General features: G+C 59.7%; 16 protein-coding genes and 1 other RNA gene. 14 read left to right on the forward strand and 3 right to left on the reverse strand.

The genetic code is table 11. From position 1 onward, the window contains the following. Positions 1 to 17: 17 nt before the first annotated feature. Both RRB22_11890 and RRB22_11895 read right to left on the reverse strand, forming a co-directional pair. A complete protein-coding gene (locus RRB22_11890; GenBank protein MDT8385105.1) occupies positions 18 to 455 on the reverse strand; it encodes a hypothetical protein in 438 nt (145 codons plus the stop codon). A 150-nt stretch (positions 456 to 605) separates the two neighbouring features. Continuing rightward, entirely contained in the window at positions 606 to 1,208 is a 603-nt protein-coding gene (locus RRB22_11895; GenBank protein MDT8385106.1) for a hypothetical protein, read from the reverse strand. Between the two features lie 134 nt (positions 1,209 to 1,342). On the opposite strand from RRB22_11895, the gene modA reads away from it, so the two are divergent. The 8 genes from modA (at position 1,343) to RRB22_11935 (ending at position 7,814) form a co-directional block, all read left to right on the forward strand. Continuing rightward, on the forward strand, positions 1,343 to 2,128 hold the full coding sequence (modA, locus tag RRB22_11900; protein MDT8385107.1) for a molybdate ABC transporter substrate-binding protein: 786 nt from the start codon (positions 1,343 to 1,345) through the stop codon (positions 2,126 to 2,128). 49 nt (positions 2,129 to 2,177) lie between these two features. Next, entirely contained in the window at positions 2,178 to 2,861 is a 684-nt protein-coding gene (modB, locus tag RRB22_11905; protein MDT8385108.1) for a molybdate ABC transporter permease subunit, read from the forward strand. Then, the gene (gene modC, locus RRB22_11910; protein ID MDT8385109.1) at positions 2,858 to 3,937 is read left to right on the forward strand and encodes a molybdenum ABC transporter ATP-binding protein; all 1,080 of its coding nucleotides are present in this window, start codon (positions 2,858 to 2,860) and stop codon (positions 3,935 to 3,937) included. The genes modB and modC overlap by 4 nt, the downstream gene beginning before the upstream one ends. Before the next feature lie 106 nt (positions 3,938 to 4,043). Further along, positions 4,044 to 4,138: signal recognition particle sRNA small type (gene ffs, locus RRB22_11915), an RNA gene on the forward strand. A 241-nt stretch (positions 4,139 to 4,379) separates the two neighbouring features. After that, positions 4,380 to 6,137, forward strand: a complete 1,758-nt coding sequence (locus RRB22_11920) for an ATP-binding protein (protein MDT8385110.1) — start codon at positions 4,380 to 4,382, stop codon at positions 6,135 to 6,137. Positions 6,138 to 6,791: 654 nt separating this feature from the next. Next, positions 6,792 to 7,328 carry a BON domain-containing protein gene (locus tag RRB22_11925; protein ID MDT8385111.1) on the forward strand — a complete coding sequence of 179 codons (537 nt, stop codon included), beginning with the start codon at positions 6,792 to 6,794 and terminating at the stop codon, positions 7,326 to 7,328. A 31-nt stretch (positions 7,329 to 7,359) separates the two neighbouring features. Next, a complete protein-coding gene (locus RRB22_11930; protein MDT8385112.1) occupies positions 7,360 to 7,488 on the forward strand; it encodes a hypothetical protein in 129 nt (42 codons plus the stop codon). A gap of 128 nt (positions 7,489 to 7,616) precedes the next feature. Beyond that, positions 7,617 to 7,814 carry a hypothetical protein gene (locus RRB22_11935; GenBank protein MDT8385113.1) on the forward strand — a complete coding sequence of 66 codons (198 nt, stop codon included), beginning with the start codon at positions 7,617 to 7,619 and terminating at the stop codon, positions 7,812 to 7,814. A gap of 167 nt (positions 7,815 to 7,981) precedes the next feature. Here RRB22_11935 and RRB22_11940 read toward each other — a convergent pair whose 3' ends face one another. Beyond that, positions 7,982 to 8,185, reverse strand: coding sequence for a hypothetical protein (locus RRB22_11940; GenBank protein ID MDT8385114.1), 204 nt, complete (start codon positions 8,183 to 8,185; stop codon positions 7,982 to 7,984). A gap of 617 nt (positions 8,186 to 8,802) precedes the next feature. Between RRB22_11940 and dnaX the strand changes: the two genes are divergently transcribed. The 6 genes from dnaX (at position 8,803) to RRB22_11970 (ending at position 14,180) form a co-directional block, all read left to right on the forward strand. Next, positions 8,803 to 10,479: a DNA polymerase III subunit gamma/tau gene (gene dnaX, locus RRB22_11945; protein ID MDT8385115.1), complete on the forward strand. Its 1,677-nt coding sequence runs from the start codon at positions 8,803 to 8,805 to the stop codon at positions 10,477 to 10,479. A 143-nt stretch (positions 10,480 to 10,622) separates the two neighbouring features. Beyond that, a complete protein-coding gene (locus tag RRB22_11950; protein ID MDT8385116.1) occupies positions 10,623 to 10,946 on the forward strand; it encodes a YbaB/EbfC family nucleoid-associated protein in 324 nt (107 codons plus the stop codon). A gap of 45 nt (positions 10,947 to 10,991) precedes the next feature. Beyond that, positions 10,992 to 11,588 carry a recombination mediator RecR gene (gene recR, locus RRB22_11955; GenBank protein ID MDT8385117.1) on the forward strand — a complete coding sequence of 199 codons (597 nt, stop codon included), beginning with the start codon at positions 10,992 to 10,994 and terminating at the stop codon, positions 11,586 to 11,588. Positions 11,589 to 11,786: 198 nt separating this feature from the next. After that, the gene (locus tag RRB22_11960) at positions 11,787 to 12,503 is read left to right on the forward strand and encodes an RNA polymerase sigma factor FliA (protein MDT8385118.1); all 717 of its coding nucleotides are present in this window, start codon (positions 11,787 to 11,789) and stop codon (positions 12,501 to 12,503) included. Positions 12,504 to 12,531: 28 nt separating this feature from the next. Then, positions 12,532 to 12,996 (forward strand): DUF1249 domain-containing protein, encoded by a 465-nt coding sequence (locus tag RRB22_11965; protein MDT8385119.1) that lies wholly within the window; start codon positions 12,532 to 12,534, stop codon positions 12,994 to 12,996. Between the two features lie 167 nt (positions 12,997 to 13,163). After that, positions 13,164 to 14,180 carry a tetratricopeptide repeat protein gene (locus RRB22_11970; GenBank protein MDT8385120.1) on the forward strand — a complete coding sequence of 339 codons (1,017 nt, stop codon included), beginning with the start codon at positions 13,164 to 13,166 and terminating at the stop codon, positions 14,178 to 14,180. Positions 14,181 to 14,385 lie beyond the last annotated feature (205 nt).

Consider the following 14,385-nt stretch of genomic DNA (forward strand, 5'->3'; position numbering starts at 1 on the left):
GTCCAGCTTTCTTTCTTTTAAATTAGTAACTTATGCTTAACTAAGTGCCATTCGGACCATACCCCTTTTATATATGACAAGGCTTGCTGCATGGTTTCGTGATTTACCGGATACACCAGTGTCGCATGCAAAGAAAAATGTTCCGTGAGCCTGGCAATATATTGCTGTTCTGTCTTATCGACCAGCGCGATGACCCGCGCATCCGGTGAATATTTTTGCAGCGAGGACAGCATCACATCCAGATTGGAAATGGTACATCCCGCATAATCCGAGCCGTATCGATACATGAATTCGCAAACGATAAAATCAAACGGCTGTTTTTTGATTGCAGCGATGGCCTTGCGCATGGAGGTTGTAGTGGTCTCAGCAATACCCAGGTGTGAATAGGTCGCTGAAAAATCCGGGTGGATGGGGGTTTCCTTGATGGAGAGCAGGCTGGGTGCAGATATGCTCAAAGGTTATTCACTCCCATTCGATTGTAAATGAGTTTTCATCTTATATATTCAGAGTCTTATTTTCTTCTGGTTGGCAAAATCAATCGGGCCAGGCTCGATTGATTTAAGGATGAAGAAAATTAACGGATTCTGACTCCTTTAACCCAATCTTCACTGGTCGGTAAAAAAATAATCCCATTGCACCCCTGTCTCTGTTTCCAGCAAGGACAAAAGCTGATCAGTGGGAATCCCTTCCTGCGGGTAAATGCTGTAGATATCAATGAACAGTCGAGCGAAACCCGCTGTGTGCCTCCAACCCAATTGGTATAATGAAATCAGTTCCGCGCATTTATCACAGATAAAATTGCCCGCGGACGAATCCTTCGACCAACTCGATACGGCCTGCTCCCAATTGTTTATGCGTTTGCGGCAGTGTGGGCAACGAGCAAACACGTTCTGTGATGCGCTACGAAAGCGCGGCTCAGGGATTATTTCGCTGAAATGAATATGGCAATAATCCAGGGATCCGTCCGTTGGTGGCGTGAGTTCCACCGCAGGCGAGCAACCCATAAAGGTAATGTAGTGTAAAAATTGTTCGCCGACTAAAAAGCGATTCTGCCGTTCGTTATTAAGAGGTTTATTAAGTGGTTTATCCAGCTGTTCACCCAACTTTTTATCTAACTTTTCACCAAGGAACGCCACCTCCCGCAAGCGGGCGATCAACCCATCCCAGGACGTTAATACAAAATTAGCGTGCCGTGGATGCAGTACCAATTTGTGTATTTGCTGACAAGTCATTGTAATAATAGGCGGCAGACCAGGATTTAGTTGCTAGTCTAATCGAAAATCCAGTTCAGAGTATATTTGGGGTCATTAGGTGACAGACCACGATTTAGATGGAAAAATATATGCTTTCCCTTGCCAGTAGATGCAGCCTGATTTTGATCCTTGCCAGCCAGGCGACGACCGCCTGGGCCGACACCCTGCGGGTGGCCGTGGCAACCAACTTCAGTCGCACCGCCACCCTGCTGGCCGAACAGTTCGAGCAACAAACCGGACACACCATCCGTCTCGCCTTCGGCTCCACCGGCAAACACTTCGCCCAGATCAGTCACGGCGCGCCGTTTGATCTCTTTCTGGCCGCCGATGCCGAGCGGCCCGCCCTACTGGAAAAAAACGCCATCGCCGTCCCCGACAGCCGCTTCACCTACGCCCAGGGCCGCCTGCTGCTGTGGAGTCCGGATGCCGGCCTGATCGATGCCGACGCTGCGGTGCTGGAGACGGGGGCATTCCGCAAGCTCGCCATCGCCAACCCCAGGCTGGCGCCCTATGGCCGGGCGGCGCGCGAGGTGTTGCAGGCACGGGGCCTGTGGGACCGCTTGCAGCCGCAGCTGGTGCGCGGGGAGAACATCGGCCAGAGCTATCAGTATGTCCACAGCGGCAATGCACAGCTGGGTTTCGTCGCCGCGGCGCAGGTTTTCGCCAAGCCTGTGAAAAAACCGCCGGTCGTCGGCTCCTACTGGGAGCCCCCGCAATCGCTGTACACCCCCATCATCCAGCAGGCCGTGCTGATCAGGGACACGCCGCTGGCGCGGGCCTTTATCGACTTCCTCCACAGCGAGGCGGCGCGGGAGATCATTCGTCGACACGGGTATCACACGCCGGAAGTCGATACCGCAGTGCCTGCCGAATAATTCCGAGCCATCATTCCGACCAGTCGCCGAATCGCGTATAACGCACAACATGATCCTTTCCGAAACCGACCTTCTCGCGCTGTGGACCACCCTCAAGCTGGCCGGCATCACCACCCTGATCCTGCTGTTGCTGGGCACCCCCCTGGCCTGGTGGCTCGCCCACAGTCGCAGCCGGTTCAGGACCCCCATCGAGGCCCTGATCGCCTTGCCGCTCATCCTGCCCCCCACGGTGCTGGGCTTTTATCTGCTCATCACACTGGGGCCGAACGGGCCCATCGGCGGCCTGCTGGAAGGCCTCGGCGGCCATGCCATCGCCTTTACCTTTAGCGGACTGGTGGTGGGCTCGGTGTTGTATTCCCTGCCGTTTGTGGTGCAGCCCTTGCAGAATGCCTTCACCGCCATTGGCCGACGCCCCCTGGAGGTGGCTGCCACGCTGCGCGCCACGCCCTGGGACCGCTTCCTCAGCGTGGTCATTCCCCTGGCGCGACCGGCTTATCTCACGGCGGCGGTGCTGGGTTTCGCGCACACCGTGGGGGAGTTCGGTGTGGTGCTGATGATCGGTGGCAATATCCCCGGCGAGACCCAGGTGCTGTCCATCGCCATCTATGAGCATGTCGAGGCCCTGGAATACGGCCAGGCCCATTGGTTGTCCGCCGGTCTGTTGCTGCTGTCGTTCATCATGCTGGTGGGCATCTACAGCCTCAATCGGCGCGGCCGGATACTGTCGCAATGACCATCGACACCCACTTTCAGTTAGATCGCGAACACTTCAGTCTGGACGCCCGCTTCTGCGTGCCGGCCCGCGGCATCACCGCCCTGTTCGGCCCCTCCGGTTGTGGCAAGACCACCCTGCTGCGGGCCATTGCCGGACTGGAAAAGGGCGCCCGCGGCCACTTCCGCATCGGCGACAGCGTCTGGCAGGATGCCGCACGCTGTCTGCCCACCCACCAGCGGCCACTGGGTTACGTGTTCCAGGAGTCCAGTCTGTTTGAGCACCTGTCGGTGCGGGGCAATCTGCAATACGGCTATCGACGGGTGCCGGCCGCTGCGCGCCACATCCACCCTGAGCAGGCCATCAGCCTGCTGGGGCTGGAACCGTTACTGGACCGAGGCAGCCACCAGCTGTCAGGCGGTGAACGTCAGCGCGTGGCCATCGCCCGCGCCCTGCTTACCAGCCCGCAGCTACTGTTGCTGGACGAACCGCTGGCGGCGCTGGAGCACCGGCGCAAGCAGGAGATCCTGCCGTTTTTTGAGCGCCTGCACCGCGAACTGGAGATCCCCATGATCTATGTGAGCCACGCCATCGACGAGGTGGCGCGCCTGGCCGATCACCTGGTGTTGCTCGATGAGGGTCGCGTGCAGGCCAGCGGCCCCATCACCGAGATGCTCACCCGCGCCGATCTGCCGCTGGCCCAGGACCAGGATGCCGCGAGCATGATCGAGGCCACCGTCAGCGGCCACGATACGGCGTTCGGCCTCACCCGGCTGGCGTTTGCCGGCGGTGAGTTCAGTGTTCCTCACACGCCACCCGCCACGCCCCTGGCCATCGGCCAGCCCGTGCGCCTGCAGATTCTGGCGCGCGATATCAGCCTCACACTGGCGCGGCAGACCGACACCAGCATCCTCAACATTGTGCCCGTGAGGGTGGCCTCGCTCAGCGAGGAGACCCCCGCCCAGGTGCTGCTCCGGCTCGATGCCGGCGGCGTTCCGCTGCTGGCGCGCATCACCCGCAAATCCGCTGCGGCGCTGCGGCTGACCCCCGGCACATCGGCCTACGCCCAGATCAAGGCCATCTCCCTGCTGCAGTAGGGCCGGCCGCGGCGGGGTGTGTTTGCTGCCGCTTTTGGGTATCATGTCCGCCCTCTGAGGGGATGCCGACTCGCGGCATCCCCTCAGACGTCGTTATGGCGACCCGTGCGGGTCCCCTTGCAACGAGAAACTGTGAACCCCGTCAGGCCCGGAAGGGAGCAGCGGCAGCAGTGGATTCGTGTGCGGGTGTGGCTGGTGCGGGTTGCCACCCTAATTCCAGACAGCGTTCGATTTTGGACCACACTCGACGCGGTTCACTGCGGTCAGCAGAGGGTCACCTCCGTATAATCCCTCTTGTTAACTGTTTCCACCATTTAGTAGTCTTGGCCCGAGCGTTTCATACAGGCCACGCGCCCTAACTGGATATCTGATGCCACAGCATCCCCGACAGACGATCCCAACCGCAGCCACGGCGCAGTCGCGATGTCAGCGAGGGTGACGAATGTCGACAGCATCTCCTACCCCGATTAAAGAGATCGAGCCCGTCAGGCAACGGCGCCTGAAGCTGCTCGCAAGCATCGGCGGTGTGCTGGCCGTTTATCTGATCGGCGCCTATAGCGGCGTACTGGCAGACAGCTCCCTCAACTGGTGGTCCGATTTTTTCTGGACCCTGGCCGCACTGGCCACCGGCTGGCGCTGCCTGCTCACCGCCAGACGCCGGCCAGTGGCGCACGAACGCAGGGCCTGGCGGCTGTTTGGATACGCCGCCCTGTCGTGGTTCGCGGGCATGCTGGTGTGGGACTATTACGAGATCTTCAGCGGTGCGCTCACGCCCTTCCCCAGCATCGGCGACTGGTTCTTCATGGGCTATGCCATTTTCTTCACCGCGGGGCTCATCTATTACCGCAACCAGATGCCGACCCGCCAGTACAACATGATCCAGATCGCCAACCTGGGGCTGATCATCTGCACCATCATCGTGCTGTGTTTTATCCTTTTATCGCAGGCCCTGCAGCAGTCGCAACAGCCGCTCGACTACAAACTGTTCGCCTTATCACATTCCGTATTGACCTTTGTCTGTCTTGTGTTCGGCATCTACTGCTACTGGTTTTACGTGGCGCGCGAAAACCGCAACAGTTTCCGGCTGATGCTGGGCGCGGTATTGATCTTTGCCGTCACGGACACGCTGTATGCCTTCCAGCTGCTGGGACAATCCTTTGACGCCACCAGTTATCTGAACGTCTACTGGCTGGTCGCCTTCGCCCTGCAATACTGGGCGGCCTTTGAGCAGGATGCCGTCACCCAGACCGCCTCCCGAAAGAGCGATGCCAGAGGCGCCCCGCGCGCGCAGAAATACGAGGCCATCATGCCGGCCCTGTGCCTGTTTACCGTGTTGGCCTTTGCCCTGTATTTCAAACAGCGGCTGGACGAGGCCACCTTCACCGTCATGACCCTGGCGGCGATCGCCTTTGCCTTCTTTCTCACCCTGCGCGAGTGGCATTCCAACAGCTTCGAGATCAACCTGCTGAAAGAACTGCAGACGGCGAATACCCGCCTGGAGCAGCGGGTGCGGCAACGCACCGCCGAACTATCCGATGCCATTCAGGAGCTGGAGGCCTTTAGCTATTCCGTCTCCCACGACCTGCGCGCGCCCCTGCGCGGCATCGACGGTTTTAGTCAGGCCCTGCTGGAGGACTATGCCGACCGGCTCGACCCGACCGGACAGGATTATCTGCAACGGGTCCGCAGGGGCACCCGGAAAATGGGCGAGCTGATCGATGCCATGCTCACCCTCTCGCGCGTCAGCCAGCACGACATCCAGCAGGGCAGCGTTGCCCTCGATAAACTGGCCGAGGAGATTGTCCAGCAACTGCGCGAACAGGAACCCCAGCGCGACGTCGAGGTCACCCTGGCGAATGACATGTACGCTACCGGCGACCGACACCTGCTACGCATCGCCCTGCAAAACCTGCTGGCCAACGCCTGGAAATACACCGGCAAAACCGCCCAGGCGCGAATCGAATTCGGCAGCAGACTCCAGGAGGGTGAAACGGTCTATTACATCGAAGACAACGGCGTCGGCTTCGACATGCACTATGTCGGCCAGCTGTTTAACGCCTTTCAACGCCTGCACGGCCAGGAATTCGAGGGCACCGGCATCGGCCTGGCCACCGTACAGCGCTGCATCCGCCGTCACGGCGGCCGCATCTGGGCCGAAGCCGAGGTCGATGGCGGCGCCACCTTCTTTTTCACCCTGTAGGAGCCAAGCCCCCTCGGCGATCCACTCCCAACAATCGCACCCTCTCAACCTATCGGCCAGAGGGCTGGCCTCCTACACGCTGCCAAGGGCGCAATAACCAAAGGGCATTGCTCCTTGTAGGAGCCGAGCCCCCTCGGCGATTCACTCCCAACAATCGCACCCTCTCAACCTATCGGCCAGAGGGCTGGCCTCCTACACGGTGCCGTAGGGCGCAATAACCGAAGGGCATTGCGCCGAATGTCTCAGCACACTCAACACTCAACACTCAACACTCAACACTCAACACTCAACACTCAACACTCAAAAGAAGCTAGCCCCCCGTCTCCGATCACCGCTACAACGTTCAGCCACTGCAGACACCGTAGAATCGCAAAAATATGAATTATCAGGTACTGGCGCGCAAATGGTGCCCTCGCACATCTAGTGAACTGGTCGGCCAGGAGCACGTACTCAAGGCGCATGACAACGACCACCTGCACCATGCCTTTCTGTTTGGCTATGTACGAGAACGTACAGACCGGCATGTGATGAGGATGGATAGTCGCTGTTACAACGCGCAGTACCGGAACCCACTACCGTAGGCAATACTCCTCAGCAGCTTGTACCGGACTCAACCGTTGCATTGCGGGATCAGATAATTACGAGGAAATGCAAATGACCAGATTTGAAAGCGTTACCAGGCCAATCGATCGCGCATCTATTCTCGCGGAACGAGTGAACCCGGAAAGGAAACCCAAAATGGCTAATTTTTTGCAGGCGTGCCTTCCCTCAATGAAGGTATCAGGAAATCTCAAATTAATCGGCATTTCGATGCTACTCGTTGTCGGGCTCGCCGCGTGCGACAAGCCGGGGCCGGCGGAGACCGCGGGTAAAAACATCGACCAGACGGTTGATAACGCCGGCAGGAAAATCGACGATACGGCCGACACCGTTGGTGAAAAAATGAGCGCGCAGGGCACAAAAGCCGGCGTGGCCATCGAGGATACCGAGATCACAACCAAGGTTAAGGCGGCCATTTTTGCCGAGCCTGGCCTCAAGTCACTGCAAATCAGCGTCGAGACCGTAAATGGCGTAGTGACGTTAACCGGATCGGTCGATTCGCAGTCGAACAGCGACAGGGCCAAGGAATTGGCAGGCGCTGTGGCCGACGTGAAAAGGGTAGAGAACCAGCTGCGTGTCAAACCGAAATAATGAGCCTGGGTTGGAGAACGCCGGGGCTGATATGCAGGTCAAGCGCGCCGAGACACTTCATGGGTTGCGCGCGAAACAGCGCGCGGCGTCCGAAAAACTGAAGGAACTGGAAATGGCCGGTGACGAAGCCCGGGATCAGGCCTGGGGAAACCGCGGATAAAATCCGGGTGGACCTGAAGGCTGGCGTGGCGAGCGCCCGTTCCACCTTCAAGTAAGCGCGAGCGACGTTGCCAGGGCGCCGGACACCGGGGCCGCGCGACTCGCACGGTCATCATCAGGATTACGAGCATGCCAGCGCAATGTCTGTACCACAATTTACAAGGCGGTCTGCGCGCCTTTGCCCGGTTTACCGAGCATTCCTCCATTGTGGTGCGGGCCATCCGCACCAATTTTTTTCAACAAGTCCTGTCATTCCACACCCGCGCGCAACGGCTCTCCACACCCGGCGCTTGCATCACCAACTGTACGGAAGCGCACAGACATTGAAACGCCATGCGCCCAATCTGGTGACATCCGGGGCATATGTCCGGACAGGCTGCCGCAGTGTGCATCGCCAGAGAATGACATGCGACTCAAGTAGTACCCGAAGCAGGGCAGGGAGCAGAACCATGACAAACGGATTACACCAAACTTCAATTACCCCGAACCTGGGTTTATCCAGGCACAACCACGCCGAATTCACGGACGGTGATCAGCTGGTGAAGATGATTCGCGAAGATTTGATGACGAGGCGAATCTCCATCGACGGTTGCCGCGACATCATTCATTATCTTCGTGATCACGACGACCCGACGTATCGCCAGCTGATAGGCGTCCTCGCGGTAAATGGCCAGCGTGCGATGGATGCGGCGAACCATTGCGGACTCGTCGCCCCCGCCAACCGCCACAAACGGAGCCATGGATAAAAGTCACAGCCCATGACCGCATTGGCGAGGCATAGGAAGTAGCCCCCCTTTTATCTCTGAAAAACCACCCCGACCACCCCGGCCATTCGCGGCCAGGCGTCGTCAATCTCAACTGATGCGATGGCCCCAGCGGCGAAATCGGCCGGACTTCGGCCCTGTGATCCACCTCATCTAAGCCGGCAACCACCCTTGCCCTTCCTTTCAGGCAACGTCCTTGACGAAAAGTCGGGAAAAGCGTGGGCCCGCTCTGCCACGTCGCAGCCGGTGCATCCCAGCCCAAGGGTGCAATAACCGAAGGACATTGCTCCTTATAAAAACCGAGCCCCCTCGGCGATTCACTCCCAACAATCACACCCTCTCAACCTATCGGCCAGAGGGCTGGCCTCCTACACGGTGCCGTAGGGCGCAATAACCGAAGGGCATTGCGCCGAATATCTCAGCACTCAGCACTCAGCACTCAGCACTCAGCACTCAGCACTCAGCACTCAGCACTCAAAAGAGGCTAGCCCCCCACCTCCGATCACCGCTACAATGTTCAGCCTCTTCAGACGCCGTAGAATCGCAAAAACATGAGCTATCAGGTACTGGCGCGCAAATGGCGCCCTCGCACATTCAACGAACTGGTCGGCCAGGAGCACGTGCTCAAGGCACTGGTGAACGCGCTGGATAACGACCGCCTGCACCACGCCTTCCTGTTCACCGGCACTCGCGGGGTGGGCAAGACCACCATCGCCCGCATCCTCGCCAAGTCGCTGAACTGTGAGCAGGGCGTCAGCTCGACGCCCTGCGGCGTGTGTTCGGCCTGCACCGAGATCAACGAGGGCCGCTTCATCGACCTGATCGAGGTGGACGCCGCCTCGCGCACCAAGGTGGACGAGACCCGCGACCTGCTGGACAACGTGCAATACGCCCCGAGCCGCGGCCGTTACAAGGTCTACCTCATTGACGAGGTGCACATGTTCTCCAACCACAGCTTCAATGCGCTGTTAAAGACCCTGGAAGAGCCGCCGCCGCACGTGAAATTCCTGCTGGCCACCACCGATCCGCAGAAGCTGCCGGTCACCATCCTCTCGCGCTGCCTGCAATTCAACCTCAAACGCCTGCCGCTGGAACAGATCCGCGGCCACCTGGAGCGGGTGCTGGGGGCGGAAAATATCGACCATGAAAATGCGGCGCTGACGCTCATCTCCCGCGCCGCCGACGGCTCCATGCGCGACGCCCTGAGCCTGCTGGATCAGGCCATCGCCTACGGCAGCGGCCGGGTTCCGGAGTCCGAGGTGCGCGCCATGCTCGGCTCTATCGAGCAGGACCATGTGCTGGACCTGCTGCGGCTGCTGGCGGCCAACGACGCCCCCGGTCTGCTGGCCCGGATCGGCGAACTGGCGCAGCACAGCCCGGATTTTGCCGGGGTGCTGGCCGAGCTGATCTCCACCCTGCACCGCGTGGCCCTGGCGCAGACGGCGCCGGAGGCCATCGACGACAGCCTGGGTGACTGCGAGGCGATCCTGGCGCTGGCGCAACAGATGGCGCCGGAAGACGTGCAGCTCTATTACCAGATCGGCCTCATCGGTCGCCGCGACCTGCCCCTGGCCCCGGATGCCCGCGGCGGCTTCGAGATGGTGCTGCTGCGCATGCTGGCGTTTCGCCCGGCCAGTCCGGGCACAGCGCCAGCCGCGACCGCCCCCGCCACAGCGAGCCGCGCCCAGCCGCGCCCAGCCCCCGCGGCAGCGGCACCGACAGGACCCGCCGCAACGGGCGTCGCCGAACCCCTGCCGACCACCGCCCCTGCCGCTCGATCCGCGCCGGCCGCTTCGCCCGCGCCGATCCCGTCGCCCACACCAGCCACCGGCAGCGCCGCTTATGCGTCCAGCGACGACTGGGAAGACATCGTCAACGCCATGAACCTGTCCGCCATGCTGCAACAACTGGCGACCAACTGCGCCCTCAGCCAGCGGGATGGCAACCACTTTCAGCTGAGCCTGTCGCCCAATCACAAGTACCTGCTCAACCAGAGCCGCGAGGCGGGCCTGCGTGAGGCGCTATCGCAGCATCTGGGGCAGGAGGTCAAGCTCAGCATCAGCCTGCAGGGCCCCGCCACCGCCACCCCGGCCGAGCGGCAACAGGAACGCACGGACCTCCGCCAGCACCAGGCAGAGACCGTGATCGACAGCGACGCCACCGTGCAGGCCATCATGGAGGCCTTCGACGGCCAGCTCAAACCGGGCTCGGTACAGCCGGTCGATTAGAGCATTCAGCGCAATGCCCTACGGTTATTGCGCCCTACGGATTGTGGCTTTTACTTAGCACTTAGCACTAATCAGTAGCAGCCAATTTCCGGTATAATTCCCGGCCATCATTTGCAGCCCACAACATTCGCAGGAGTCACACCATGAAAGGCGGTATCGGCAAACTAATGAGGCAGGCCCAGGAGATGCAGGCCAATATGCAGAAGGCCCAGGAGGAGCTGGCCAATATGGAAGTCACCGGTCAGGCCGGCGGCGGTATGGTGTCGGTGGTGATGACCGGGCGTCACGATGTGAAGCGGGTCAGCATTGACGACAGCCTGATGGGTGACGACAAGGAGATGCTGGAAGACCTGCTGGCCGCGGCGGTGAACGATGCCGTGCGCCAGGTCGAGAGCACCTCGGCGGAAAAGATGTCCGGCATGACCGCGGGGCTGAATCTGCCCGGCGGTTTCAAGATGCCGTTTTAGGCATCCCCCGGCCCCTCCCACTCCCCAGGATATCGCGCCCGCCTCATGGAATTTAGCCCGCTCATCAATCGCCTGATTGAGGACCTGCGCTGCCTGCCCGGCGTGGGCCCCAAGTCGGCGCAGCGCATGGCCTTTCATCTGCTGGAACGCGATCGCGAAGGGGCGCAGCGTCTGGCGCGGTCCCTGGCCGAGGCGGCGGAGCAGGTCGGCCATTGCAGCCAGTGCCGCACCCTCAGCGAAACCGAGCTCTGCCCGCTGTGCGCCAACCGCAGCCGTGAACAGCACCTGCTGTGCGTGGTGGAGTCACCGGCCGACGTGCGCGCCATCGAGCAGGCCACCCCCTATCGCGGCCGCTATTTTGTATTGATGGGCCATCTCTCGCCGCTGGATGGCATCGGACCCGACGACATTGGCCTGGACCTGCTGGATGCCCGACTGGCGGAGGGGGTGATCAGCGAAATCATCCTCGCCACCAATCCCACCGTCGAGGGCGAGGCTACCGCCCACTACATCAGCGAGATGGCCCGGCTGTATGGGATCAGCAGCAGCCGCATCGCCCACGGCGTGCCGCTGGGCGGCGAACTGGAATATGTGGACGGCGGCACGCTCGCCCACGCCTTCTCGGGCCGTCGCCAGCTGTAGCATTGCCCCCCATTCTGCGCACTACCGCAGGGAATTCCTGCGCGGTTTTCGACCGCCGTTCTCCACCGCCCCGCCCGCCCTGTCGCTAAAGATTCAACCGACTCTGCCGCAATTCTACAAAACAATCTCTGGCCAACGTTGCACCCGCCCACGCGGGGACAACGCCCGGACCACCCTCGTTTGATTGCTGAGGCAAGCATGTACGACAACCTTGAGAACGCCGGTCACGATGAGCTGGTCACCAAATACGCGCCGCTGGTGAAACGTATTGCGTACCATTTAAAGGCGCGTCTGCCATCTTCGGTGGTTGTCGATGATCTGCTGCAGGCCGGCATGATCGGCCTGCTCGAGGCCTCCCGGAAATATGATGCCAACCAGGGCGCCAGTTTTGAGACCTATGCCGGCATCCGGATTCGCGGCGCCATGCTCGATGAATTACGCCGCAACGACTGGGCGCCGAAATCCGTGCACCGCAAGATTCGCGACATCACCGAGGCGATTCGCAACATCGAGCATCGCGAGGGCCGCGACGCCCGCGACGAAGAGGTGATCGACGCCCTCGGCATCTCCCGCGAGGACTATTTCAAGACCCTGAATGACATCTCCAGCCATCGCGTACTGAGCTGGGATGAACTCGGCATTGACGAGGACGCCTTTGGCCACAGCCTCAATGACAACAAGCCCGGCGTGCATGACGAACTGGAAAACCAGCACTTCCGGGAAAAACTTTCGGAGGCGATCGGCTCGCTGCCGGAACGCGAAAAGATGATTGTCTCCCTGTATTACGAATCCGAACTGAACCTGCGCGAGATCGGTTCCGTGCTCAACGTCAGCGAATCCCGCATCAGTCAGTTACTGAGCCAGGCACATATTCGCTTGCGGGCTCGCATGCGCGACTGGATTACGCAACAATAGGGCCCGGTTCCACAACAAGCCCTTTATTATGTCCCAACACATCCTCATCCCCCGGCGCACGCTCAAAAACGCCACCCGCCTGCACGAGGCGAATTTCAAAAAGCTGTCGCACGTGGTGCCCGGCCTGCGCGACCTGGGTAAGTCCATTCGCGTGCGCGCTGACGATGGCACCCGACTGAATTTGGACATTCTGGAAAGCAGCAAATACACCAAAACCTTTTGCCTGCAGCTGATACACAACACGGAGCAGCCATGGTTGCTCAGCCTGAACATGAAAATCCGTAATTATTATGACGCCAATGTGACCGAGGCCCTGGCCTTTCAGCACCGGCACCGCATCAATGCCCGTTACCCCTATCCCAATCCCCACATGTTTCAGCCCGACGAAAAGTGGCAAACCAACCATTTTCTGAGCGAATGGCTGGATTACTGCCTGCGCACCCGCTGCATCTTTCGTGACGAAAACCAATACTTGAGCGATGAAACGCAGTAGCTCGCAAACGCCGTAGCCCGTATTGCTCAGGCGGTTAATGAGTGGTAAAACAAAACGTTAAATGCGGCCAGTTAAAGTTTTTTCGCACCGCTACCGATATCATGATGCAGAAACTTGATACCAAAAGGCCTCACCCGTAACCGAGGCTCTCTACAGGGACTATCTTGATGAAAAATCTGAACCCGCACCTTCTCCGACTCATTGCCGCTGGCTGTATTGCCGGCTGCATCGCAGTCTTCAGCTCCGCGGCCTTTGCCGCTGGCGACTATGTATGGGAAGAAAAATTCAAAGACGCACTGGCCGCTGCCGAAAAGGGCGATGCACAATCCCAATATGCCGTTGGCGAAATGTACGAAAAGGGTAAAGGCGCGGTAAGAGACAGCGAAAAGGCCTTTGAGTGGTATGCCAAGGCCGCAGAACAGGATGATGAAAAGGCCGCCTTCAAACTGGGTTATGCCTACCTGGAAGGCGACGGCATCAAGAAAAATTACGAGCTGGCGCGCAAATGGTTACAAAAATCCGCCAATAAAAAGTATGTACGCGCCGAATACTATCTGGGTGTGCTGTATGAGAAAGGCCGCGGTGTCGAACAGGATTACGACGAGGCCATAAAATGGTACAAACAGGCGCTGGCCGGCGGCTACGGCATCGCCTCCGAAGGCCTGCAACGCGCCTCCAGCGCACAGCAGGCCGCCGATCGTGAGGCCGCGAGTCGGACTGCGGCGCCGCCTCCCGCCCCTCGGCCAAAACCCGTGGAGAGACCAAAGCCCCAGGCCGCGCCAAAACCGCTATCCACCAAGGACAAGATCCTGGCCGGCGGCTGGAAAAAACGCAATACACCGGTTGAGTATCTGCCGTCATCCGACACCCAATGTGCGGATGAAGATAGCCGCATCGCATGTATTTCGACCGAGCTCACGCGCAATATCGGCATGGCCGACATCACCTACACCACAAAGGCCATTCTGTTCGGCTTTAAACCCAACGGTGAATTCAAGGTGTCTTATCGCAATAACGTCAGCAAGATCACCGTCACCGATGAGGCGTTTGCCGAGTCCGGCGGCAAGGTTCCCGTCACCCTCGGCTGGCAGGATGCGGATCATCAACTGACCTGCGAGTTCGAGACTGACCGCTCGCTGGCCTGTACCAAAAACAAGGTGCGCAACATCATGCTCACACGCTAGCCGGCTGAACATGACGCATCACCAAGGGTCCCTGCCGGGGCCCTTTTTATTGGCCGCACATTTATTAGCGGAACGTCGATTGACAGGACGCGCCCATCCCCCCGGCACATCGCCACCAGGCCGTCCCGCGAGCCAACCATCAAACGTGTCCTATACTTGTTAGCAACCTGGATAAACGGGCCGGATATGTCGTGATCACCGCTAA

The sequence above is a fragment of the Gammaproteobacteria bacterium genome (assembly GCA_032250735.1).
Lineage (GTDB): Bacteria > Pseudomonadota > Gammaproteobacteria > SZUA-152 > SZUA-152 > SZUA-152.

Coding starts and splice junctions, on each gene's coding strand:
- modA (MDT8385107.1), top strand. CDS start 1,343: ATGCTTTCCCTTGCCAGTAGATGCAGCCTGATTTTGATCCTTGCCAGC.
- modB (MDT8385108.1), top strand. CDS start 2,178: ATGATCCTTTCCGAAACCGACCTTCTCGCGCTGTGGACCACCCTCAAG.
- modC (MDT8385109.1), top strand. CDS start 2,858: ATGACCATCGACACCCACTTTCAGTTAGATCGCGAACACTTCAGTCTG.
- RRB22_11920 (MDT8385110.1), top strand. CDS start 4,380: ATGTCGACAGCATCTCCTACCCCGATTAAAGAGATCGAGCCCGTCAGG.
- RRB22_11925 (MDT8385111.1), top strand. CDS start 6,792: ATGACCAGATTTGAAAGCGTTACCAGGCCAATCGATCGCGCATCTATT.
- RRB22_11930 (MDT8385112.1), top strand. CDS start 7,360: ATGCAGGTCAAGCGCGCCGAGACACTTCATGGGTTGCGCGCGAAACAG.
- RRB22_11935 (MDT8385113.1), top strand. CDS start 7,617: ATGCCAGCGCAATGTCTGTACCACAATTTACAAGGCGGTCTGCGCGCC.
- RRB22_11940 (MDT8385114.1), bottom strand. CDS start 8,185: ATGGTTCGCCGCATCCATCGCACGCTGGCCATTTACCGCGAGGACGCC.
- dnaX (MDT8385115.1), top strand. CDS start 8,803: ATGAGCTATCAGGTACTGGCGCGCAAATGGCGCCCTCGCACATTCAAC.
- RRB22_11950 (MDT8385116.1), top strand. CDS start 10,623: ATGAAAGGCGGTATCGGCAAACTAATGAGGCAGGCCCAGGAGATGCAG.
- recR (MDT8385117.1), top strand. CDS start 10,992: ATGGAATTTAGCCCGCTCATCAATCGCCTGATTGAGGACCTGCGCTGC.
- RRB22_11960 (MDT8385118.1), top strand. CDS start 11,787: ATGTACGACAACCTTGAGAACGCCGGTCACGATGAGCTGGTCACCAAA.
- RRB22_11965 (MDT8385119.1), top strand. CDS start 12,532: ATGTCCCAACACATCCTCATCCCCCGGCGCACGCTCAAAAACGCCACC.
- RRB22_11970 (MDT8385120.1), top strand. CDS start 13,164: ATGAAAAATCTGAACCCGCACCTTCTCCGACTCATTGCCGCTGGCTGT.